Source organism: Microbacterium keratanolyticum, assembly GCF_016907255.1.
In the GTDB taxonomy this organism is placed as follows: domain Bacteria; phylum Actinomycetota; class Actinomycetes; order Actinomycetales; family Microbacteriaceae; genus Microbacterium; species Microbacterium keratanolyticum.
In genome coordinates, this window is record NZ_JAFBBQ010000001.1 from 2,790,269 (window position 1) to 2,812,723 (window position 22,455).

Here is a 22,455-nt window from a genome sequence, read left to right on the forward strand (position 1 = left end):
TCAGTTGGACTTCGCGGTGATCCATACGGTCACGGCGATGAGCGCGCCGATACCGAAGATCCAGATGAACAGACCCTCAGACACAGGTCCGAGTGATCCGAGCGTGAAGCCACCGACCTGCACAGCCTGCTGCTGGAACAGGAGTGCCGAGATGATGTCGCGCTTGTCTTCCGGCGAGAGGTTGGTGTCGCTGAAGACGGGCATGTTCTGCGGTCCGGTCGCCATCGCGGCGTACAGGTGCAGTGCGCTGGTGTTGGCGAGCGATGGAGCCCACTTGCCCTCGGTCAGAGCGCCACCGGCTGCGGCGACGTTGTGGCACATCGCGCAGTTGATGCGGAACAGCTCCGCACCGTGTGCGATGTCGCCTTCGCCGTCGAGGATGCGCTCCTCCGGGTAGCTGGGACCCGGGGCGATCGTCTGCACGAAGGCCGCGATCGACTCGATCTGCTCTTGGGTGAACTGCGGCTGCTTCTGAGGAGCCTGCGGTCCACTCATCTGCATGGGCATGCGGCCCGTCGACATCTGGAACTCGACGGCGAGCTCGCCAACGCCGTACAGGCTCGGCCCATCGGGCGTTCCCTGCAGGTCGAGTCCGTGACAGGTGGCGCAGTTGGCCTGGAAGAGCTTCTCGCCTTCTTCTGCCGAGACCTGCGCGGTGACGCTGGTCTGCTCGGTCGTTGCGAACGCCGCGGATGCTCCGGCGTACACACCGCCGGTGATCAGGAGGCCTGCTCCAATGAGGGCTGCTGCAGCCAGCGGGCTGCGGCGACCGTTGGAGCGGCGCTTCTTCTCTCGTGCCATCTCGGGGATCAGCTCCACTCTTATTTCAGGAAGTAAATGACGAGGAACAGCACGATCCAGACGACGTCGACGAAGTGCCAGTAGTAGGACACAACGATCGAGGAGGTCGCCTCCTTGTGCGTGAAGTTCTTCACGGCGTAGGCGCGGCCGATCACCAGAAGGAAGGCGATCAGACCACCGGTCACGTGCAGGGCGTGGAAGCCCGTCGTGATGTAGAACGCCGAAGCGTAGGAGTTAGCCGAGATCGGCAGGCCTTCAGCAACCAGCTGTGCGTACTCCCAGACCTGGCCGCTCACGAAGATCGCGCCGAGGATGAAGGTGAGCCAGAACCACTCGACCATGCCCCAGCCGAGCCAGCCGCGCTTCTTCAGCGTGTAGGGCTGCAGGCGCTCGGCCGCGAAGACACCCATCTGGCACGTGACCGACGAGAGCACGAGGATGATCGTGTTCACGGTCGCGAAGGGAACGTTGAGGAGCTCCGTGTTCTCGGCCCACATCTCGGGGGAGGTGCTACGAAGCGTGAAGTAGATCGCAAAAAGTCCTGCGAAGAACATCACTTCGCTGCCGAGCCACACAATGGTGCCGACAGCTACCGGGTTGGGCCGCTTGATGGTACTCGCCACCGGGGCATACGTCGCTGAAGTCGTCACCTCACCATTATGGCCGATTCGCGAGCGGGATTCTTGCACCTAGGGGGGCCGTTTCGCTGTTTCATGACTTAGGGCAACCTAAGAACTGGCCGAGAATCGCCTGCATGTTCTCTATCTGTGCGCCGTGATCTCGCTGTTTGCCAGGTCGTCATCTTCGACTTCTCCGCGCAGGTGCGATCGCCGCCGCCGATAGGATCGCACCATGATGGACGCCGTGACCTGGCCTGATGTGCTCTCCACCCTGCTCGCCCGCCGCGACCTCAGCGTGTACGAGTCGACCTGGGCGATGCGTCAGGTGATGCGCGGGGAGGCGACGCAGGCGCAGTTGGCTGCGTTCCTCATGGGCCTCCGTGCGAAGGGCGAGACGATCGACGAGATCGTCGGCTTCCGCGACGCCATCCTCGAAGCAGCTGTGCCGCTGCCCGTCTCCTCGGATGTGCTCGACATCGTCGGCACCGGAGGTGACCGCATCGGCACGGTTAACGTTTCGACAACGGCTGCGATCATCATCGGCGCCACGGGAATCCCGGTCGTCAAGCACGGCAATCGTGCGGCGAGTTCCGCGTCCGGATCCTCGGATGTTCTGGGCGCGTTGGGGCTGCAGCTTTCTCTCGATCCCGCATCCGTCGCCACGATGCTGGAGCGTGTAGGCATCACCTTCGCGTGGGCTGCGGCATTCCACCCCGGATTCAAGCACGCCGGCGCCGTGCGTGCAGAGATGGGTGTCCCCACGGTCTTCAACATGCTCGGTCCCCTCTGCAACCCGGCGCGCGCGGAGGCTAACGCCGTCGGTGTGGCGCAGCTCGATCGCGTGCCACTGATCACCGGCGTCTTCCGCACTCGCGGGGCGACGGCACTGGTGTTCCGGGGCGACGACGGTCTCGATGAGCTGACGACGACGGGGCACAGCCGCATCTGGGAGGTCACGCGTGGCGACGTGCACGAGCACGACCTCGACCCTCGAGACCTCGGAATCCCGCTCGCCGAACTCGCAGACCTGATCGGCGGCTCGCCGGAGCACAACGCGAAGATCCTGCGCCGGACACTGGCGGGCGAATCCGGTCCGGTGCGCGACATCGTGCTGCTGAATGCCGCCGCGGGCATCGTCGCGTACGAGCTTTCGCATGATGCCGCTCAGGCGCAGCGTCCGATCGTGGAACGGCTCGCAGACGCACTCGCTCGAGCCGCCGCAGCGGTCGACGACGGTCGGGCATCCGCCAAGCTCGACCAGTGGATATCCATCTCGCAGGAGCTGGCTCAGGCGTAGTGTTCGTCTATGGAGCCTGCAGACGCGCTGCGTGAGATCGCTCGGCTGCTGGAGCGCGAGCGCGCATCACGCTATCGGGCGAAAGCGTTTCGCACCGCCGCCGACGCGTATGAGGCGCTGCCCGCGGACGCTCAGCGGGATCTCGTCCGGATCGGCGCCGCGCCAGGTATCGGCGCCTCGACGCTTGCGGTGATCCGCGATGTGCTCGCCGGTGAGACGCCGTCGTACCTCCGTGATCTGGAAGGCACGGTGGCACCGGTGAAGCGGTCCGCGCTCACGGCGAAGCTGCGGGGTGATCTGCACGCGCATACGGACTGGTCGGATGGCACCACGTCGATCCAGGAGATGGCGGATGCTGCCCGGGCGCTCGGCCACGAGTACCTCGCAATCACGGATCACTCACCCCGGCTGCGAGTCGCGCGTGGTCTCACGGCAGAACGGCTGCGCGCCCAGATGCCGATCGTACGCGCGGCGGGCGGGGATGGGCTGCACATGCTCGCGGGGATCGAAGTCGACATCCTGGACGACGGCGCCCTCGACCAGGAGGATTCACTCCTCGGTGAGCTCGACATCGTCGTGGCATCGGCGCATTCGAAGCTGAGAATGCCGGCTGGACCCATGACGAAGCGATTCGTCGCGGCGGTCGCCAACCCCCGCGTCAATGTTCTGGGACACGTCACCGGCCAGCTGGTGCAGGGCGAGCGCGGCACGCGTCCGCGTTCGGAGTTCGACGCGCGAGCGGTCTTCGAAGCATGCGCGGAACACGGTGTCGCCGTGGAGATCAACTCTCGTCCGGAGCGCACCGATCCGCCGGACGAGCTCGTGGTGCTGGCGCTGGAGATCGGATGCCTGTTCTCCATCGACTCCGATGCGCATGCCCCCGGCCAGCTGCCATTGCTCGATCACGGCGCCGAGCGTGCGGAACGCCTCGGAGTGCCTGCCGAGCGCATCGTCACGACATGGGGCCTTGAACGGCTGCGACGCTGGGCCGGGTGATCGCGGGGACTATCGGTTGTCGAGCTGCGCGAGCGCTGCGATGGCCCGCGTCATGGAACCGCCGAGGTTCTGTGCGGTGGCAAGATGCTCTGCCGCATCCGCTTCCTGGGGGTCGAGGGGGCGAAGGAGACGCTTCGGATCGGTGAGGGGCAGAGTGCGAGCCACTTCGACGACGGCCGGCGCGACATCGAGATACGCGGATGCGGCGAGGATCTTTCCCTGAAGACCAGCCGACATCCCTTCGCCTGCCGCCGCTGCGGCGCGGATGCCGTCGAGTGTGCCGTGCGCGGCGAGCAGCGTCGCTGCGGTCTTCTCGCCGACACCGGCGACGCCGGGAAGGCCGTCGGAGGCATCTCCGCGCAAAGTCGCGAAGTCCGCGTACTGCGACGGCAGCACACCGTACTTTGAGACCACGGTCTGCTCTGTCACGATCTCGAGGTTGCTCATGCCGCGCGCGGTGTAGATCACGCGCACGCCACGTGCATCGTCGACGAGCTGGAACAGATCGCGATCTCCGGTGACGACGTCGACGGGAATCGCGGACTGCGCTGTCAGAGTGCCGATCACATCGTCGGCCTCGTGCTCCGCGGCGCCGATGATCGGGATGCCGAGAGCTCCGAGCGCCTCGCGAATCAGCGGGATCTGCGCCTCCAGGGGGTCGGGGACCTCTTCGACATCGGGGCCCGTGGTCACGACCTCGACGACGCGGTGAGCCTTATAGCTCGGGATGAGGTCGACGCGCCATTGCGGGCGCCAGTCGTCATCCCAGCATGCGATGAGGTGCGTCGGCTCATATGTCGTCGTGAGTTTCGCGATCATGTCGAGCAGGCCGCGAACAGCGTTGACCGACGTGCCATCGGGCGCCTTGACCTTGTCAGGCACCCCGTAGAACGCCCGGAAATACAGGCTTGCCGTGTCGAGCAGCATCAGGCGCGGTTCACGTTCGGTCATGTGCTCAGTCTCTCAGTCCCCGCCGACATTCGGTGAGCGCCCGAGAGGTCACGTGTCGTGGTGAACGAGCTCGTCCTCACGTCCGTCGTCATAGCCACCGAAGGGATAGATGTCGACTTCCGGGCGACGGGCCAGGAACACCGCGCTGGCGATCAGCCCACCCCACAGCAGGGTGATGGATCCACAGAGCACGGCGATGGCGATCGGTGTCATCGCTTCACCTCCGATCGAGGGCGGGACCGTTCAGATGGCTCGTAGGGCGGCCAGGCGCGGAAATCATCCGGTGATTGACGCCACGGAGTGAGCGTCAGGACGAGCGCGAGGACGATGATGAGGGCGATCGTGCCCCATCCGAAGATCAGGAGATACCACGCAGGCATGCCGCCGTAGCCGTCCGTCACGAGCGTCACGATCTGAGTGATGAGCATGTAGCCGAGCACGATCGGCGCAAGCACCGTCACAAGGGTCTGCCAGATCGCACCCACGCGGAACGTCGAGACCGCACTCAGGTGCGCGCGAAGCTCGCCGCCCCGACGCAGGACCCACAGCACCAGAACGGTCATGAGCACGGCCGACGAGACGATCCCGATGTTGTTCGCCCAGTTGTCGGTGACGTCGAGCGCCAGGAGGCCGGTCGTGGTCGAGAAGATCAGCGTCGACAGGATCGCGCAGACGATTCCGACGCCGACCGCGGTGCCGCGCACCGAGAAGCCGAACTTCTCCTGAACCGCCGCCGAGACGACCTGCAGAAGGGAGATCAGCGAGGTGAAGCCGGCGAGGGTGAGGGAACCGAAGAACAGTGCGCCGAAGATCGGGCCGCCCGGCATCTGCGAGACGATCGCGGGGAAGGTGATGAACGAGAGGCCGACACCGGTGAGTCCTTCGAGCTCCGAGATCTCCGTTCCCTGTTGGAATGCCATGAAGCCGAGCGTGGCGAAGACGCCGATGCCGGCGAGGAGTTCGAAGGAGGAGTTGCCAAACGCGACGACGAGGCCGGGAGCGGTGAGGTTCCCGCGACGACGCCGGTAGGAAGAGTACGTCACCATGATGCCGAAGGCGATCGACAGTGAGAAGAAGATCTGGCTGTAGGCCGCGATCCACACGGCAGGATCCGCCAGGGCGTTCCAATCGGGCGTGAAGAAGGCATTGAGGCCTTCCGCGGCGCCGTCGAGGAAGAGCGCCCGTACGACCAGGATCAGGAATGCGACGACGAGAAGTGGGAGGAAGACGAGGTTCGCGCGCTCCAAGCCCTTTGCCACACCCGCGCCGAGCACAGTGATCGCCGCGACCCAGACCAGGAGCAGGGGGATGAGCACTCCGGGGACGAACTCGAGGCTGAACCCGGGGTCGCTCACCTGGAGGTAGTCCGTCGTAAAGAAGCCCGCGGGGTCGTCGCCCCAGCGCAGGTCGAACGAGAAGACGAAGTAGCTCAGCGCCCACGCGATCACGGCGGTGTAGTACAGCGTGATCACGAAGGCGATCGCAACCTGGAACCATCCGAGCGACTCCATGCTCGATCTGCCACGCCGCGCCATGCGCCGGAACGCCTGCGGCGGAGCTCCGCGGAACCGATGGCCGATCGCATAGTCGAGGAACAGGATCGGGATGCCTGCCGTTACGAGCGCGATGAGATAGGGGATGAGGAACGCACCGCCGCCGTTCTCGTACGCGACGCCGGGAAAACGCCAGATGTTGCCCAAGCCGACCGCGGAGCCGATCGCCGCGAAGATGAAGCCGACCTGTCCGGTCCACGCCTCACGGGGCGGGGTCGATGTCCCGCCTCTCAGACCTCCGGGATTCGTCATTGAGCCTCCTTGCGCTGGCGTGTGCGGCCACGCTACCAGCGTGCAGCCGGGGAGGACAGGGACCGGATGAGTGGCGGGATCCGATTCCGCACGCATGGCGTTGCCTCGATCTGATAACCTGAACTGTCACCCGTGGAAGATCTGCTTCCGCATGCGTGGCACGCAATCCACAATCACCTCGCTTCATCGCGATCAGGCGCGCAGGCGCCGCGATGCGGCCCGACTATCCATCAACAAGGACAACCCACTACATGACTACCGCAACGACCGCCCCGGCCACCAAGCAGGTCGCCATCAACGACATCGGATCTGCTGAGGACTTCCTGGCCGCGGTCGAACTGACTATCAAGTCTTTCAACGACGGCGACATCATCGAGGGCACGATCGTCAAGATCGACCGCGACGAGGTTCTGCTCGACGTCGGATTCAAGACCGAGGGTGTCATCCCCTCGCGCGAGCTCTCCATCAAGCACGACGTCGACCCCAACGAGGTCGTCGCTGTCGGTGACCTGGTCGAGGCCCTCGTTCTCCAGAAGGAGGACAAGGAAGGCCGCCTCATCCTGTCCAAGAAGCGTGCGCAGTACGAGCGTGCGTGGGGCGATGTGGAGAAGATCAAGGAGAACGACGGAGTCGTCACCGGTCAGGTGATCGAGGTCGTCAAGGGTGGTCTCATCGTCGACATCGGTCTTCGTGGCTTCCTCCCGGCATCGCTCATCGAGCTGCGCCGTGTCCGCGACCTCACGCCCTACCTGGGCCAGGAGATCGAGGCGAAGATCCTCGAGCTCGACAAGAACCGCAACAACGTCGTTCTCAGCCGCCGCGCGCTGCTCGAGCAGACGCAGTCGGAGTCGCGCACCACGTTCCTCAACAACCTGCACAAGGGTCAGGTTCGCAAGGGTGTCGTGTCGTCGATCGTCAACTTCGGTGCATTCGTCGACCTGGGTGGCGTGGACGGTCTCGTTCACGTTTCCGAGCTGTCGTGGAAGCACATCGAGCACGCGTCCGAGGTCGTCGAGGTTGGCCAGGAGGTCACCGTCGAGATCCTTGAGGTCGACCTCGACCGCGAGCGCGTCTCGCTGTCGCTGAAGGCGACCCAGGAGGACCCGTGGCAGGTCTTCGCGCGTACCCACGCCATCGGCCAGGTCACGCCCGGTAAGGTCACCAAGCTCGTTCCGTTCGGTGCGTTCGTCCGCGTCGCAGACGGCATCGAGGGCCTCGTGCACATCTCGGAGCTCTCGGCCAAGCACGTCGAGCTCGCAGAGCAGGTTGTCTCGGTCGGCGAAGAGGTCTTCGTCAAGGTCATCGACATCGACCTCGAGCGTCGTCGCATCTCGCTGTCGCTCAAGCAGGCCAACGAGTCGGTCGACCCCAACGGCACCGAGTTCGACCCGGCCCTGTACGGCATGCTCGCCGAGTACGACGAGAACGGCGAGTACAAGTACCCCGAGGGCTTCGACGCCGAGACGGGTGCGTGGAAGGAAGGCTTCGACGCTCAGCGCGAGGCATGGGAGCAGGAGTACGCTGCAGCCCAGGCTCGCTGGGAGGCTCACAAGGCTGCTGTCGCCAAGGCCGCTGAGGCTGAGGCAGAGGCGGGCGACGACTTCGGTGGTCAGTCCTTCTCGAGCGAGTCGGCTGGCGCCGGCACGCTGGCAGACGACGAGGCTCTCGCGGCTCTGCGCGAGAAGCTCTCGGGTGGCAACGCCTAAGCAGCTGTTTTAGAAGAGCGGGCCATCACCTTCGGGTGGTGGCCCGCTTTCGTGTGCGGTCTGAAAGGATTGAGGTATGCCTCTCATCGCGCTCACCGGCGGAATCGCATCCGGAAAATCGACGATCGCGCGACGCCTCGGCGAGCTCGGTGCCGTCATCGTGGATGCGGATCGGATCGTGCGGGAGGTCCAGTCGGCCGGATCACCCGTGCTGGCGCAGATCGCCGAGACGTTCGGGGAAGAGGTCCTGCATGAGGATGGCTCCCTCGACCGCGTGGCCCTCGGCGCGCGCGTGTTCGGTGACGCGGAGGCGCTGCAGAGTCTGAACCACATCGTCCATCCCGCGGTACGTGCGGAGTCGCAACGTCAGTTCGATGCTGCCTTTGCGGCGGACCCCCTCGCGGTCGTCGTGTATGACGTGCCGCTCTTGAAGGAAGCGCGGTCGGAGGATCCGTGGGATCTGATCGTCGTCGCGGATGCGCCGGCGGCATTGCGCGCACGTCGTCTGGTCGATCTCCGCGGCATGACGGCGGATGATGCGCAGGCGCGAATATCGGCGCAGGTATCCGATGCCGAACGGCGCGAGATTGCGGATGTCGTCATCGACACCTCGGGGGATCTTTCGCAGACCGAGCAGCAGGTGGATGCGTTGTGGGGACGAATTCACGGGAGAACAGGAGAACTCTGAGGTCGCGCCACACCCGTGTGGCGCGATTTGTTTTGACCCCTGCCGATTTGCTATCCTGGTAGATAGGGGAGCGCCACAATAGGGGTCGGCGCACATTTACTTCCCGCCCGCATGCCGCGGGCGCGGTCTCATTGGGGAACGTGCTGTCGCGCGCATCGGGCTCATACTCATGCAGTATCTACCCGAATGGATGCTTGATGGACGTTACTAAGAGTGCCGGTTTGTCGCGCCGTACGATCGTGAAGGGGGCGGCCTGGTCGGTGCCCGTCATTGCGGCAGCCGTGGCAGTGCCGATGGCAGCGGCGAGCGCGATCCCCGGCAACAACGCCAATTACCACTGGCAGGGGGAGTCGCAGGAGAACTGGTCAACGCTCACGAATGACACATGGTCGGCGCAGATCGTGCCGAACTCTCCTGTTTCGGGAGCAGCGATTTCGATCACCGTGGTGTTCAACCAGCCCGTGACCTTGTCCGCGATCGTGACGAACAACCCCACATGGAGTGGGCCGCAGTTGAACTCGACGGCGACGTCCTTCACGTTCACGCAGCCGACCGGTGGCTGGGGCCACAACCTGACGTTCTCGTTCACGTTCCCTCCGGGGGCGGCCGGGTCAACGCTCACGTCGAGCGGGGTCATGTTCATCACGCCGAGCAGTGCCGCGGAGTGGACTGCCGAAGCGGCGGTGAACAGCCTGACGCTGGCGGCCCGCTAGATTCGCTGAGTCGCGGAGCACGGATGCGCCCGTGGCGCCCCGATGTCTGTGGCCCCTCGTAGGCTGGATGCATGCAACCCACGCGCAGTGTTCGACCGTTCGAGGTCATCAGTGAGTACGAGCCGGCGGGTGACCAGCCCCAGGCGATCGCCGAGCTGGCGGCGCGCATCAACGCGGGTGAGACCGATGTCGTGCTCCTCGGTGCGACGGGTACCGGAAAGTCGGCGACGACAGCGTGGCTTGTCGAGCAGGTGCAGCGTCCCACGCTCGTGCTCGCCCACAATAAGACACTCGCCGCTCAACTGGCGAACGAGTTCCGTGAACTCATGCCCAACAATGCCGTCGAGTACTTCGTCTCGTACTACGACTACTACCAGCCCGAGGCGTACGTTCCTCAGACCGACACCTTCATCGAGAAGGACTCGTCGATCAACGCCGAGGTCGAGCGTCTTCGCCATTCCACGACGAACTCGCTTCTGAGTCGCCGCGATGTGGTTGTCGTGTCCACGGTCTCGTGCATCTACGGACTCGGCGCGCCCGAGGAGTACCTGCGCGCGATGGTCGCGCTTCAAGTGGGGGAGCGGTACGACCGCGATGCGCTGATCCGTCAGTTCATCGCGATGCAGTACAACCGCAACGATGTCGACTTCTCGCGCGGCAACTTCCGTGTGCGCGGCGACACGATCGAGATCATCCCGGTCTACGAAGAACACGCCATTCGGATCGAACTCTTCGGAGACGAGATCGAGGCGCTGTACTCGCTGCACCCTCTCACGGGTGACGTCATCGAGCGTCTTGATGCCGTGCCGATCTTCCCTGCGTCGCACTATGTCGCGGGCACGGATGTGATCCAGCGCTCAATCGGCACGATCGAGCAAGAGCTGGAGGAGCGCCTGGTCGAGTTCGAACGTCAGGGGAAGCTCCTTGAGGCGCAGCGCCTGCGCATGCGAACGACGTTCGACTTGGAGATGCTGCAGCAGCTGGGCTTCTGCTCCGGCATCGAGAACTATTCGCGGCATATGGACGGACGCGAAGCGGGAGAGCCGCCGCACACCCTGCTCGACTTCTTCCCCGACGACTTCCTGTTGGTCATCGACGAATCGCATGTGACCGTGCCGCAGATCGGCGCGATGTACGAGGGGGATGCCTCGCGCAAGCGCACCCTCGTCGACCACGGCTTCCGCCTCCCGAGCGCCATGGACAACCGTCCGCTGCGGTGGGATGAGTTCAAGAGCAAGATCGGTCAGACGGTCTACCTGTCGGCGACACCCGGCAAGTATGAGATGGGCATCGCTGACGGCGTTGTCGAGCAGATCATCCGGCCCACCGGGCTCGTCGATCCGCACATCATCGTCAAGCCTTCCAAGGGGCAGATCGACGATCTTCTGGAGCAGATCCGTCTTCGTGTCGATCGCGACGAGCGCGTGCTCGTGACGACCCTGACGAAGAAGATGGCCGAAGAGCTCACCGACTTCCTCGGTGAGCACGGCGTACGCGTGCGGTATCTGCATTCCGACGTCGACACGCTGCGCCGGGTCGAGCTGCTCACCGAGTTGCGTGCCGGCGTCTACGACGTGCTCGTCGGCATCAACCTGCTTCGTGAAGGACTCGACCTGCCCGAGGTCTCCCTGGTCGCGATTCTCGACGCCGACAAGGAGGGTTTCCTGCGCTCAGGAACGTCGCTCATTCAGACCATCGGGCGTGCCGCGCGAAACGTCTCGGGCGAAGTGCACATGTATGCAGACAAGATGACCGACTCGATGGCGAAGGCGATCGAAGAGACAGAGCGTCGCCGCGAGAAGCAGATCGCGTACAACACCGAGCACGGCATCGATCCGCAGCCCCTGCGCAAGCGAATCGCAGACATCACAGAAGTTCTGGCGCGCGAGAGCGCGGATACCGCCGACATGCTCGCAAAGAAGGGGCGCGCCAGCGGCAAGGGCAAGTCACCCACACCGAACCTTCGTCGCAGCGGGATCGCCGCAGAGGGTGCGGCGCAGCTGGAGGCCACGATCGCGGATCTCTCTCAGCAGATGCTCTCGGCTGCGGGCGAGCTCAAGTTCGAGCTGGCGGCCCGGCTGCGCGACGAGGTGCAGGATCTGAAGAAGGAGCTTCGTGCCATGGAGAAGGCAGGGCACGCCTGAGCAGAGATCGTTAGCTGGGGCAGTGCATGAGGGGCTTCGGCCCCGATCGGTCGATCGTGTGCTCGGTCATCGGATGTCCGCAGAGCGGGCAGGCGCGCTGTGCGCGCTCGGATGCCGACGGAGGCGGCGTGGCCTCGTACGGGCCGACCGAGGCGGGGCCCGCCCAGCGGATGAGAGTGCGATTGAGCCAGTTGTACAGTCCACCGGCCTCACGGATGCGGTCACGAAGAGGAACGTGCGAGGAATCGCTCATGGTTGAAAGTGTACGCTCATTTTCATTAGTCCACTAATCATTAGCGTGCGTCTATGATGGACGTATGACGAACGCGACCACAGACGACCTGCTCAAGCTGGAGAACCAACTGTGTTTCGCGCTTGTCACTGCCGCGCGGAATGTGGTCTCCATCTACCGCCCGATCCTTGAGCCACTGGGACTCACGCATCCGCAGTACCTCGTGATGCTCGCGCTCTGGGAGCGTTCGCCTCGTTCGTTGACCGATCTGGCGAACGACCTGGCCCTCGATCCGGCGACGGCCTCACCCCTCGTCAAACGTCTCGAGGCCGACGGCCGCGTGGTGCGTCAGCGCAGCGGTGAAGACGAGCGACGGCTCGACATCGCCCTCACCGAAGACGGCCGCGCACTACGGGCGCAGGCGACACATGTGCCGGGCAAGGTGATGGCTGCGGTGCAGATGAATCTGGAAGAGATCGGTGCGTTGCGGGACGGGATTTCACAGTTCGTGGGGCGCACCACCGAGCGGTAGCCGCTTTTGTTAGGGTGACGATCATGCAGAGTCGCCGGAGCCCATCAACGGTGGCCTGGTCGACTTCCCTCATCGCAGGTGTCGTCATCGTCGCGCTCTTCGCGATCCTCACGCTGCTGACACGTGTGCAGGGCGTTCCGGTCTTCACACCACCAGACTTCGTGCTCCCTGAGGGAGTCTCCCCGTTCCCGGAGTCCACCGAAGGGCCGGCAGAGGTCGTCGAGCCACCACGGCGAGAGGATGCGCCGTTCCTCACGGTCCTGATCAACATCCTCATGGCGGGGGCGATCGCGGCGGTGCTCGTCGCGACCGCGTTCCTGATCCGCTGGCTTTTGCGTGTGATCCGTGATGCCTGGAACGAGCGACGCCTTCGGCTTCAGGGGGCCGCAGGCGTCGGTGTGGACGTCGTCGCCGAGCCGGTCGCCGAGGCTGCGATAGACGCGCCGGTCATGAGGCGAGGCATCAGTGGCGCCCTCGCCTCGTTCAACGAGGAGGCGGTGGCGAGCGATGCGATCGTCGCGGCGTGGGTGGGTCTGGAAGAGACAGCGCGCGATGCCGGTATCGTGCGGGGAAGGTCCGAGACGCCTGCGGAGTTCACGTTGCGCCTCATCATCCGCACCGAGGCTATTCGCGAGCCGGCCGAAGCACTGCTTCGTGCGTATGAGAAGGTCCGCTTCGGAGGCGGAGTGGCCACGGAAGCGGACCGGCATGCTGCTCGTGCCGCGCTGCACGCCATCGAGGAAGGATGGAAGTGATGGCTCCGGGTCCTCGCGCATTCTGGGCGTCCGTCGGCCTTCCACTGTTCGTCGCCATCTTCGTCACGATCGCACTCGTGCTCACCGGTGTGGAGCTGCCCTTCGCTCTTGCCTGGGCGGTGCTTCTCTCGACCATCGTCATCGCACGCCGCGCATCTTCGCCCGCAAGCGAACCCGGCTGGCCGCCAGCGCATAAGCAGGTCGTCGTCGTGCGCGGATCGGAAGTCTCGCGTCTCGCGTGGTCGTTCGCCGGTCGCAACGGTGTCGCGGGCCCCACAATCGTCCGACGTGTCCGAAATCTGCTGCGTCGTCGCCTCGCGCACCGCGGGATCGACGTGGATGATCCCGCGCAGTTCGCGCAGGCGGACGCGATTCTCGGAGACGGCGTTCGTGCGGGGCTGTTCCACCACCAGATCATGCGCGCCGACATCGAGCGAGCACTCGATGCGATCGAGCGGCTGCCACGGACGACACAGTCAGCGGAGCCATCGCTGCCCGCGCATCCGAATGCTGATGCGTCCACCACACCCGATCACCCAGCGAAGGAAGACCGATGACATTCACCGACATCTCGCAGGTCGCCGCGACCGGACAGCAGATCCTTGATCGCGTGCGCACGGTCGTGGTGGGCATGGACGACACCCTTGAGATCGCGCTCGGAGCGATTCTCGCGGGCGGTCATGTGCTCTTCGAAGACGTCCCGGGGCTCGGAAAGACGCTCGCCGCGCGCAGCATGGCCGCAGCGCTCGGCCTCGACTTCCGCCGCCTGCAGTGCACGCCGGACATGCTTCCGGGCGACGTGACGGGGTCGTTCGTGTACGCACCGGATTCCGGTTCTTTTGTCTTCCGGGAAGGGCCGATCTTCACCGGCCTCCTGCTCGCCGACGAGATCAACCGCACCACACCGAAGACCCAGTCCGCGATGCTCGAGGCGATGGCGGAGGGACAGGTGACTGTCGAGGGAACGCGCTTCCCGCTGCCGGTGCCGTTCCACGTGATCGCGACGTCGAACCCCATCGAGTACGAAGGCACGTACGCGCTTCCCGAAGCTCAGCTCGATCGCTTCATGGTGCGTCTCTCCCCGGGATACCCGAGCGAACAGGGCGAGGTCGACATCCTGGTCGGCCGGGTGCAGCGGCAGGCGGAGATTGCGACTGTCGAACCGGTCATCGACGCCGCGACCGTGCGTGAGATGCAGCTCGCGGTCGAGCGCATTCACGTGGACGCGGATCTGGCGCGCTACTGCGTCGAGCTCGTGCGCGCGACCCGTGGTGCGCCGAACGTTGAGGTGGGCGCCTCGCCGCGCGGCTCGCTCGCACTCATGCTGCTCGGCCGCGCGCTGGCTGCGCTCGATGGCCGGGACTACGTCCGTCCCGATGACATCAAGCGCGTCGCGGTCCCCGTTCTCGCGCATCGTCTCACATTGACACCGCAGGCCTGGGCGCAGGGTGCGTCGCCAGCGGATGTCGTGCGCCGGGTCGTGGCCGAAGTGCCGGTGCCGCCGACCGTGGCCGTCACTGCCGAGAGATGAGCGTCCATGACGCGCGGTTGACGTGGCACCGCACACTTTCCGCGACTCTCGGAGCCGGTGTCGCAGCGGTGATCGCCGGACTTGGCATGATGTGGGGGCAGCCGGCAGTCGTGATCGTCGCGATGCCGATTGCGCTGTTGAGCCTTCGGGCGTTCACCCGACCCGTCACGGACGCCGCACTCACGCTGACCGTCGACACCGGCCCGCAGAAGGCCGAAGCGACGGACACGGGGACGCATGCATCGCGCGTCGAAAGCACGATCGGAGTGGAGAGCGATGCAGAGCTTGTCCAGCTCTCCATCGCGCAGTCCGGGCGGCGGCCGCATCAGATCCTGGTGCGCGGCGACGGCGGCGTTGTACGGACACGCGCGCGGCTGCTGCATTCGGGGCCGGACACGATGCACGCGATCGTGGCGCGCGCTGTCACTGATGGTGGACAACGGGTCACCAGTGCCAGCGCTGAGGTCAGCGAGCCCTGGAATGCGTCCCCGCCGACGCGTCGCCTGGGAGTCCTGCCTCTCTCTCCGCATCTGAGAGGGATGCATGGCGCGCATGAGGGTCGTCGCCCCGGGCAAGGTGGCGATTTCCGAGACATCCACCCGTTCGCCCCCGGAGACGAGCTGCGTCGGGTGGATTGGCGCGCCACAGCCCGTCTCGCACGTCGCCCGGGTGACATGTTCGTACGGCGTTCGAACACGCTGAGCGACGCATCGATCGTCATCATCATCGACACGGCCGATGACCTCGGTCGTGTCGTCGCCAGCTGGGGCAAGGGTCTGCCAGAGCGCAGCGGAGTGACCTCGCTCGATTTCGCCCGTGAGGCTGCTCGATCGGTCGCCACGGCGGCGATCGAGAACGGAGACCGCGTGGCGCTGCATGAGCTCGTCATGGGTGGGCGGTCCGTGCGCAGCGGTGGCGGGACGCGCCACCTCGCCCGTCTCGTGTCGACGATCTCTGCGATCGGCGTGCACGGTGAAGACACATCGTTCCGGCGCACTCCGCCGGTGCCGCCTGGCTCGGTCATCTACGTTATGTCGACGTTCTTCGAAGGAGCCGCCGCCCAGATCGCGCTGACCTGGCGTGCGAGCGGTCACCGTGTCGTCGCTGTGGACACACTGCCGCAGCGAGACGACGCACGACTTACTCCAGAGCAGCGAGCGGGCATGCGCACGGTTCTGGCGGAACGCGATGATGTGTTTCACGATTTGCGGCACACCGGTGTCGATGTGGTGGTCTGGGATGTGGAGACAAACGTCCTGCAGGCACAGTTCGCCCAACTGGGGCGGATGTGATGATGCGACGCTCCCACTCTCTGCACCCCGGTCCGGCGATCCCCATGATCGTCGTGCGCGCAGCTCTTCTCGCTGTCATGGTGGGAGGTCTTGTCGTGCTGGTCGCTCCACCGATCTGGTTCTGGATCGGCGTCGTCGCAGCCGTCGCAGCCGTGCTCGACCCGCGTACGTGCATGGCGTGGGGCGTGATCGTGATCACCGCATTGGGGCTGATGCTCGGTGCTACCGAGGCCTGGCGGACGGCGCTGGCGCTCGTCGTCGTCACAGCGATACATCAGCTGGGAACGCTCACGCAGCTGTTGCCCCTCACCGCGAGCGTGCAGGTCGGCGCCTTTGTTCCGATCCTGAGGTCCTTCTTGATTGTTCAGGCTGTCGCCCAGCCACTTGCCCTCGTGCTGTTGCTGGGCTGGACGGAGCAGAGTCCGGATGGATCAGCGTGGGCGGCGCCGGCGGCTGCTGCATTGCTGCTTCTCGTCGTCGCAGGGTTCGCTGTTCTGAGCCGTCGTCCCGCGGGGGAGCGTCCGGGCAGAACGGAGAGTTGAGGGCTCCCAGCCGCAATGTCTGTGGCTCCTCTTAGACTTGTCGGGTGCCAGTCGTACCAGTCGTCAGTCCCGGAAAACTCAGCGTTCGCGGTGCCCGCGTACACAACCTCAAGAGCGTCGATCTCGACATCCCCCGCGATTCGCTTGTCGTGTTCACCGGGCTTTCGGGCTCTGGAAAGTCGAGTCTCGCGTTCGACACGATCTTCGCCGAGGGGCAGCGACGCTATGTGGAGTCGTTGAGCGCCTATGCGCGGCAGTTCCTGGGCCAGGTTGACCGGCCAGACGTCGACTTCATCGAGGGCCTGAGTCCTGCGGTGTCGATCGACCAGAAGTCGACCAACCGAAACCCGCGCTCGACGGTCGGCACGATCACCGAGATCTACGACTACATGCGTCTGCTCTGGGCTCGCATCGGCGTGCCGCACTGCCCGGAGTGCGGTGAGAAGATCCAGCGTCAGACGGTGCAGCAGATCGCTGATCAGCTCATGGAACTGCCCGAGCGCACGCGCTACCAGATCGTTGCGCCGGTCGTCTCGCAGAAGAAGGGCGAGTTCGTCGACCTCTTCCGTGAGCTCGCTGCGAAGGGATACGCGCGCGCGATCGTCGACGGAGAAATGGTGCAGCTCGCAGAGCCACCGACGCTCAAGAAGAGCTACAAGCACGACATCGCCGTCGTTGTCGACCGTCTGGTCGCCGCAGGCGACATCCTCGGCCGTGTGACGGATTCGGTTGAGACGGCGCTCGGGCTGGCCGGCGGCATCATGCAGGTGAACTTCGTGGACGAAGAGGGGGATGACGCCTGGCAGTCTTTCTCCGAGAAGCTGGCCTGCCCGAACGGACACGCGATCACGCTGACGGAAATCGAACCGCGCACGTTCTCCTTCAACGCACCGTTCGGGGCCTGCCCGGCGTGCTCGGGGCTTGGTACGCGGATGTCCGTCGATGTTGACCTGATGCTCGGCGACGAAGAGCTCTCGATCCGTGAGGGCGTCATCCTGCCGTGGACGACGCAGGGCAAGGGGCTGTTCCAGTACTACGAGCGTCTCTTGGAGGGGCTCTCTCGAGACCTCGACTTCTCGCTCGACACGCCCTGGAACCAGCTCTCCGAAGATGTCCAGGAGGCGGTGCTGCGCGGCGAGAACTACAAGGTCACGGTCAAGTGGAAGAACCGCTACGGTCGCGAGATGCGGTACGCCTCGGGGTTCGAAGGTGTTGTGCCTTACATCGAGCGTCAGTACCTCCAGGCCGAGAGTGACACGCAGCGCGGACGGTGGGGTGAGTATCTGCGTGAGGTCCCCTGCCCAGTGTGCAACGGTGACCGCCTCAAGCCGGATGTCCTCGCCGTGCTTGTGCACGGACACTCGATCGCGGAGGTCTCGCACCTGAGTCTCGCGGATGCCCGTGAGTTCATGGAGAAGCTGCACCTCACTGACCGCGAGGCGAAGATCGCCGCCCAGGTGCTGCGCGAGATCCGCCTCCGCCTCGACTTCCTTCTCCAAGTCGGTCTCGCATACCTCAACCTCAGCCGGTCGGCAGGGTCGCTCTCGGGCGGCGAGGCGCAGCGCATCCGTCTGGCCACCCAGATCGGTTCGGGACTCACGGGCGTTCTCTACGTCTTGGACGAGCCATCGATCGGGTTGCACCAGCGGGACAATCGACGTCTGATCGACACGCTCCTGAAGCTTCGCGACCTCGGCAACACGCTCATCGTCGTCGAACATGACGAAGAGACGATCGAGGCGGCGGACTGGGTCGTCGACATCGGCCCTGGCGCGGGCGTGGGCGGCGGCGTCGTCGTCCACTCAGGTCCCTACGAGGCACTCCTGGCCGATGAAGATTCTGTGACCGGAGACTATCTCTCCGGTCGCCGGTCGATTCCCACGCCGAAGAAGCGTCGCAAGCTCGACAAGAAGCGCATGCTGTCGGTTGTCGGGGCACGCGAGAACAACCTCAAGAATGTGACGGCCGACTTCCCGCTGGGCGTTCTGACGGCGGTGACCGGTGTGAGTGGCTCCGGCAAGTCGTCCCTGGTCAACGACATCCTGTATCAGGTGCTCGCCGCGCGACTCAACGGCGCCCGCACCGTGCCGGGCAAGCACACGCGCGTCACCGGCCTGGACAACCTCGACAAGGTGATCCACGTCGATCAGGCGCCGATCGGTCGCACGCCCCGCTCGAATCCCGCGACCTACACGGGTGTCTTCGACCGTATTCGCACACTGTTCAGCGAGACGCCCGAGGCGAAGGTGCGCGGTTACCAGCCGGGCCGGTTCAGCTTCAACGTCAAGGGCGGGCGATGCGATGCCTGCTCGGGTGACGGCACGATCAAGATCGAGATGAACTTCCTCCCGGATGTCTACGTCGACTGCGAGGTGTGCCACGGCAAGCGCTACAACCGCGACACCCTGGCCGTGCACTACAAGGGCAAGAACATCGCCGAGGTTCTTGAGATGCCGATCGAAGAGGCGGCCGAGTTCTTCGAGCCGATTCAGGCGATCCACCGCTACATGAAGACGCTCGTCGATGTCGGTCTCGGTTACGTTCGTCTCGGTCAGTCGGCGACAACGCTCTCCGGCGGTGAGGCGCAGCGTGTCAAGCTGGCGACAGAGCTTCAGCGTCGCAGCAACGGACGCAGCATCTACGTACTGGATGAGCCCACGACGGGTCTGCATTTCGAGGACGTGCGCAAGCTGCTCGAAGTGCTCGACAGCCTTGTCGACAAGGGAAACACTGTCATCGTGATCGAGCACAACCTCGACGTCATCAAGTCCGCGGACTGGGTCATCGACCTCGGCCCCGAGGGAGGATCGGGCGGCGGCGAGATCCTGGCTGTCGGCACGCCGGAGAAGATCGCCGAGGTGGAAGAGAGCCACACGGGGCGCTTCCTGGCGGAGATCCTCGGTGAGGGGCGCGCTGCGCGCAAGGCGAGTTGATGGCCGAACAGCTGTCATACAAGCCGCGGCAGGGAGAGATCCCGACCGACCCCGGGGTCTATCGTTTCCGCGATCCTCATGGGCGTGTGCTCTACGTCGGCAAGGCGAAGAACCTGCGACAGCGGCTGTCGAACTACTTCGCTCCGCTGCACACGCTGCACGAGCGCACGCGGCGGATGGTCACGACGGCGAGTTCGGTGGAGTGGACGGTCGTTCCGACCGACGTCGACTCTCTGCAGCTCGAGTACATGTGGATCAAGGAGTTCGATCCACCGTTCAACGTCCGCTACAAAGACGACAAGTCCTACCCGTTCATGGCGGTCACTCTCGCCGATGAGGCGCCGCGAGTACTCGTGACGCGCAATCGCCGTATACCCGGCGCGAAGTACTTCGGTCCCTATCCGAAGGTCTGGGCGGTGCACGAGACCATCGACCTGATGGTCAAGGCCTTCCCGATCCGCACATGCAGCGACGCCAGCTACAAGCGGGCGATGCAGTCGGGTCGACCGTGCTTTCCCGGGCAGATCGGCAAGTGCGGTGGTCCGTGCTCGATGACGGTCACGATCGCCGAGCATCGGGCGATGGTCGATGATTTCGTCGCCTTCATGGAGGGTGGTGACGAGCGCTTCACCCGCGAGCTGACACGGCGGATGCAAGAAGCCTCCATCGCCATGGATTACGAGAGCGCTGCGCGGTATCGCGACAAGCTGGCGGCGATCGAGGCGGTGCTCGGCAAGAGCGCGCTCGTCCTCGACGATCACGAGGACGCCGACCTCTTCGGCGTCGCGGAGGATGAACTCTCGGCCGCGGTGCAGCATTTCGTGATTCGCGGCGGCCGCGTCCGCGGAGTGCGCGCAACAGCTATCGACAAGGAGATCGACATCACCGGAGGCGAGCTCATCGATCAGATGCTGCAGCGCGCATACGGCGATGCGAAGGGCCCAGATGTGCCTCGCCGAGTCGTCGTCCCGGCGTTGCCCGACGACCACGCCGAGCTGGAGGCGTGGCTGCGAGAGCGCCGTGGCGCCAAAGTCGAGATCGTGGTCGCGCAGCGCGGGCAGCGCGCGGAGCTCATGCGCACGGCGACGCTCAACGCCCAGCAGGCGCTGATCCGGCACAAGACGCGACGGACGAGCGACTACTCCGCCCGCACGCAGGCACTGAACGACCTGCAGGAGGCACTGGGGCTCGATGAGGCACCTCTTCGGATCGAGTGCTTCGACATCTCGCACCTCGGCGGCACGAACGTCGTCGCATCGATGGTCGTCTTCGAAGACGGCCTGCCACGTAAAGACCAGTACCGATCGTTCGGAATCGCAGAGACGACGGACGACACCGACTCGATGTATCAGGTGCTTCGTCGGCGCCTCGCGTACCTCGATGATCCGAACGGCTCAGACGCGCGTGCGGATGCGGCGGTCGTGCCGGACTCATCGACGGCGGAAGCATCTGAGCAGATGCCCTCCCGCAAGCGCCCTCGATTCGCCTATCCGCCGCAACTGCTGCTCGTCGACGGCGGAAAGCCGCAGGTGGAGGCGGCGGCGCGGGCGCTCCGTGACGCAGGACACCCGGAGATCGGACTCTGCGGCATCGCCAAACGGCTGGAGGAGATCTGGTTGCCGGGGGAGGAGTACCCCGTGATTCTGCCGCGCACGAGTGAGGCGCTCTATCTCGTCCAAAGACTTCGTGATGAAGCCCACAGATTCGCGATCACGCATCAACGCAAGAAGCGCAAACGTGACATCACGACCGTTCTCGCCGAAGTTCCGGGGCTCGGAGCGACGCGCATCAAGGTGCTCCTTCGCCACTTCGGGTCTGTGACGGCATTGCGCGCAGCGACGAGCGAGCAGATACGCGAGGTGCCGGGTATCGGGCCGGCACTCGCGGAGAGCATCCGCGTGCATCTCGCGCGATGACCGTGTGGGTGTGCGTACTCGCTCCGTGAACCTCGAATTCTCGGTACGCTGGACGAAAGCGAGGGAGAGATCATGAGTGTCGACGACCAGGGCGAGTTTCTGATCGTCACGGGCATGTCGGGCGCGGGGCGTTCGACGGCGGCCAACGCGTTGGAAGACCTGGGATGGTATGTCGTCGACAACCTCCCGCCGCAGATGCTGCGGCCTCTGCTCGATCTGGCCAATCTCGGTGGCGCTGCTCTTCCAAAGGTCGCTGCGGTCGTCGACGTGCGCGGCCGCAACCTCTTCGATGATTTCCCTGAGGTGACTCGCGCGCTGCGGGACCACGGTTCGGTCCGTGTCTTGTTCCTGGACGCCTCAGACGATGTGCTCGTGCGCCGATTCGAGTCGGTCCGCAGGCCGCACCCCCTTCAGGGCGACGGGACGCTGCTCGACGGCATCCGCCTCGAACGGACACGCGTCGCGCCGATTCGCGAGGCCGCCGACATCATCATCGATACCTCCACCTTCAACATCCATCGTCTCGTGACCGACGTGTCCGCTCTCTTCGCCGAAGAGGGTGCCGCACGTCACCGCCTGACCATCATGAGTTTCGGATTCAAGTACGGAATGCCCTCCGACGCCGATCTGGTGGCGGACATGCGTTTCCTGCCGAATCCGTTCTGGATCGAGGAGCTTCGCAACCATGACGGTCAAGACCGTGAGGTGAGCGAATACGTGCTCTCGCGCGACGGTGCGCAAGAGTTCCTCGATGCGTACGAAAAGGCGCTCGTGCCCGTGCTCGAGGGCTACCAGCGGGAGAACAAGAGTCACTCGACTGTTGCGATCGGCTGCACAGGCGGAAAGCACCGCTCTGTGGCGATGGCGATCGAGCTCTCCCGCCGTCTGGCCGCCGTCCCCGGTGTGTCCATCAGTGTGCGGCACCGCGACCTCGGGCGTGAATGAGGTCTGAGAGCCGACTAGGCTAGTCCCTTGTGTCGCGATCCGGCACAGGGAGCGAA

Annotated in this window: 21 protein-coding genes; 15 read left to right on the plus strand and 6 right to left on the minus strand. The window is 64.9% G+C overall.

Annotated features, from left to right (window positions below):
- Together qcrC and ctaE are read right to left on the minus strand one after the other, a co-directional pair.
- Window positions 1-801, minus strand: a complete 801-nt coding sequence (gene qcrC / locus JOD62_RS13445) for a cytochrome bc1 complex diheme cytochrome c subunit (RefSeq protein ID WP_204939754.1) — start codon at window positions 799-801, stop codon at window positions 1-3.
- 20 nt (window positions 802-821) lie between these two features.
- Complete coding sequence (ctaE, locus tag JOD62_RS13450; protein WP_271171553.1) at window positions 822-1,451, minus strand: aa3-type cytochrome oxidase subunit III; 630 nt, start codon at window positions 1,449-1,451, stop codon at window positions 822-824.
- Between the two features lie 202 nt (window positions 1,452-1,653).
- Here ctaE and trpD point away from each other — a divergent pair, with 202 nt between their 5' ends.
- Both trpD and JOD62_RS13460 read left to right on the plus strand, forming a co-directional pair.
- Complete coding sequence (gene trpD / locus JOD62_RS13455) at window positions 1,654-2,718, plus strand: anthranilate phosphoribosyltransferase (RefSeq protein WP_204939755.1); 1,065 nt, start codon at window positions 1,654-1,656, stop codon at window positions 2,716-2,718.
- A gap of 9 nt (window positions 2,719-2,727) precedes the next feature.
- Window positions 2,728-3,714 carry a PHP domain-containing protein gene (locus JOD62_RS13460; RefSeq protein ID WP_204939756.1) on the plus strand — a complete coding sequence of 329 codons (987 nt, stop codon included), beginning with the start codon at window positions 2,728-2,730 and terminating at the stop codon, window positions 3,712-3,714.
- Between the two features lie 9 nt (window positions 3,715-3,723).
- Here JOD62_RS13460 and JOD62_RS13465 read toward each other — a convergent pair whose 3' ends face one another.
- The 3 genes from JOD62_RS13465 to JOD62_RS13475 are packed head-to-tail and all read right to left on the minus strand — an operon-like array spanning window position 3,724 to window position 6,470.
- Window positions 3,724-4,665 carry a 5'-3' exonuclease gene (locus JOD62_RS13465; protein ID WP_204939757.1) on the minus strand — a complete coding sequence of 314 codons (942 nt, stop codon included), beginning with the start codon at window positions 4,663-4,665 and terminating at the stop codon, window positions 3,724-3,726.
- Window positions 4,666-4,713: 48 nt separating this feature from the next.
- The gene (locus JOD62_RS13470) at window positions 4,714-4,878 is read right to left on the minus strand and encodes a hypothetical protein (RefSeq protein WP_204939758.1); all 165 of its coding nucleotides are present in this window, start codon (window positions 4,876-4,878) and stop codon (window positions 4,714-4,716) included.
- Window positions 4,875-6,470 carry a sodium-dependent transporter gene (locus tag JOD62_RS13475; RefSeq protein WP_204939759.1) on the minus strand — a complete coding sequence of 532 codons (1,596 nt, stop codon included), beginning with the start codon at window positions 6,468-6,470 and terminating at the stop codon, window positions 4,875-4,877. The genes JOD62_RS13470 and JOD62_RS13475 overlap by 4 nt, the downstream gene beginning before the upstream one ends.
- Window positions 6,471-6,721: 251 nt before the next feature.
- Between JOD62_RS13475 and rpsA the strand changes: the two genes are divergently transcribed.
- The 4 genes from rpsA (at window position 6,722) to uvrB (ending at window position 11,721) form a co-directional block, all read left to right on the plus strand.
- The gene (gene rpsA, locus JOD62_RS13480) at window positions 6,722-8,176 is read left to right on the plus strand and encodes a 30S ribosomal protein S1 (protein WP_204939760.1); all 1,455 of its coding nucleotides are present in this window, start codon (window positions 6,722-6,724) and stop codon (window positions 8,174-8,176) included.
- 76 nt (window positions 8,177-8,252) lie between these two features.
- Window positions 8,253-8,864: a dephospho-CoA kinase gene (gene coaE / locus JOD62_RS13485; protein WP_204939761.1), complete on the plus strand. Its 612-nt coding sequence runs from the start codon at window positions 8,253-8,255 to the stop codon at window positions 8,862-8,864.
- 221 nt (window positions 8,865-9,085) lie between these two features.
- Window positions 9,086-9,577, plus strand: coding sequence for a hypothetical protein (locus JOD62_RS13490; protein WP_204940246.1), 492 nt, complete (start codon window positions 9,086-9,088; stop codon window positions 9,575-9,577).
- Between the two features lie 71 nt (window positions 9,578-9,648).
- A complete protein-coding gene (gene uvrB / locus JOD62_RS13495; RefSeq protein ID WP_204939762.1) occupies window positions 9,649-11,721 on the plus strand; it encodes an excinuclease ABC subunit UvrB in 2,073 nt (690 codons plus the stop codon).
- 10 nt (window positions 11,722-11,731) lie between these two features.
- Here uvrB and JOD62_RS13500 read toward each other — a convergent pair whose 3' ends face one another.
- Window positions 11,732-11,974, minus strand: coding sequence for a hypothetical protein (locus JOD62_RS13500; RefSeq protein WP_204939763.1), 243 nt, complete (start codon window positions 11,972-11,974; stop codon window positions 11,732-11,734).
- A 64-nt stretch (window positions 11,975-12,038) separates the two neighbouring features.
- On the opposite strand from JOD62_RS13500, the gene JOD62_RS13505 reads away from it, so the two are divergent.
- The 9 genes from JOD62_RS13505 to rapZ all read left to right on the plus strand — a co-directional run bounded on the left by JOD62_RS13505 (window position 12,039) and on the right by rapZ (window position 22,399).
- Entirely contained in the window at window positions 12,039-12,485 is a 447-nt protein-coding gene (locus JOD62_RS13505; protein WP_204939764.1) for a MarR family winged helix-turn-helix transcriptional regulator, read from the plus strand.
- Between the two features lie 23 nt (window positions 12,486-12,508).
- Entirely contained in the window at window positions 12,509-13,240 is a 732-nt protein-coding gene (locus JOD62_RS13510) for a DUF4129 domain-containing protein (RefSeq protein ID WP_204939765.1), read from the plus strand.
- On the plus strand, window positions 13,240-13,797 hold the full coding sequence (locus JOD62_RS13515) for a hypothetical protein (RefSeq protein ID WP_204939766.1): 558 nt from the start codon (window positions 13,240-13,242) through the stop codon (window positions 13,795-13,797). Before JOD62_RS13510 ends, JOD62_RS13515 begins: the two co-directional genes overlap by 1 nt.
- Window positions 13,794-14,771, plus strand: a complete 978-nt coding sequence (locus JOD62_RS13520; protein WP_204939767.1) for an AAA family ATPase — start codon at window positions 13,794-13,796, stop codon at window positions 14,769-14,771. The genes JOD62_RS13515 and JOD62_RS13520 overlap by 4 nt, the downstream gene beginning before the upstream one ends.
- Window positions 14,768-16,063 carry a DUF58 domain-containing protein gene (locus tag JOD62_RS13525; RefSeq protein ID WP_204939768.1) on the plus strand — a complete coding sequence of 432 codons (1,296 nt, stop codon included), beginning with the start codon at window positions 14,768-14,770 and terminating at the stop codon, window positions 16,061-16,063. The genes JOD62_RS13520 and JOD62_RS13525 overlap by 4 nt, the downstream gene beginning before the upstream one ends.
- A gap of 2 nt (window positions 16,064-16,065) precedes the next feature.
- Window positions 16,066-16,605 carry a hypothetical protein gene (locus tag JOD62_RS13530; protein ID WP_204939769.1) on the plus strand — a complete coding sequence of 180 codons (540 nt, stop codon included), beginning with the start codon at window positions 16,066-16,068 and terminating at the stop codon, window positions 16,603-16,605.
- Window positions 16,606-16,649: 44 nt separating this feature from the next.
- Window positions 16,650-19,538 (plus strand): excinuclease ABC subunit UvrA, encoded by a 2,889-nt coding sequence (gene uvrA / locus JOD62_RS13535; protein WP_204939770.1) that lies wholly within the window; start codon window positions 16,650-16,652, stop codon window positions 19,536-19,538.
- Window positions 19,538-21,454, plus strand: coding sequence for an excinuclease ABC subunit UvrC (gene uvrC / locus JOD62_RS13540; protein WP_204939771.1), 1,917 nt, complete (start codon window positions 19,538-19,540; stop codon window positions 21,452-21,454). Before uvrA ends, uvrC begins: the two co-directional genes overlap by 1 nt.
- A gap of 72 nt (window positions 21,455-21,526) precedes the next feature.
- Window positions 21,527-22,399, plus strand: coding sequence for an RNase adapter RapZ (gene rapZ, locus JOD62_RS13545; protein WP_204939772.1), 873 nt, complete (start codon window positions 21,527-21,529; stop codon window positions 22,397-22,399).
- Window positions 22,400-22,455 lie beyond the last annotated feature (56 nt).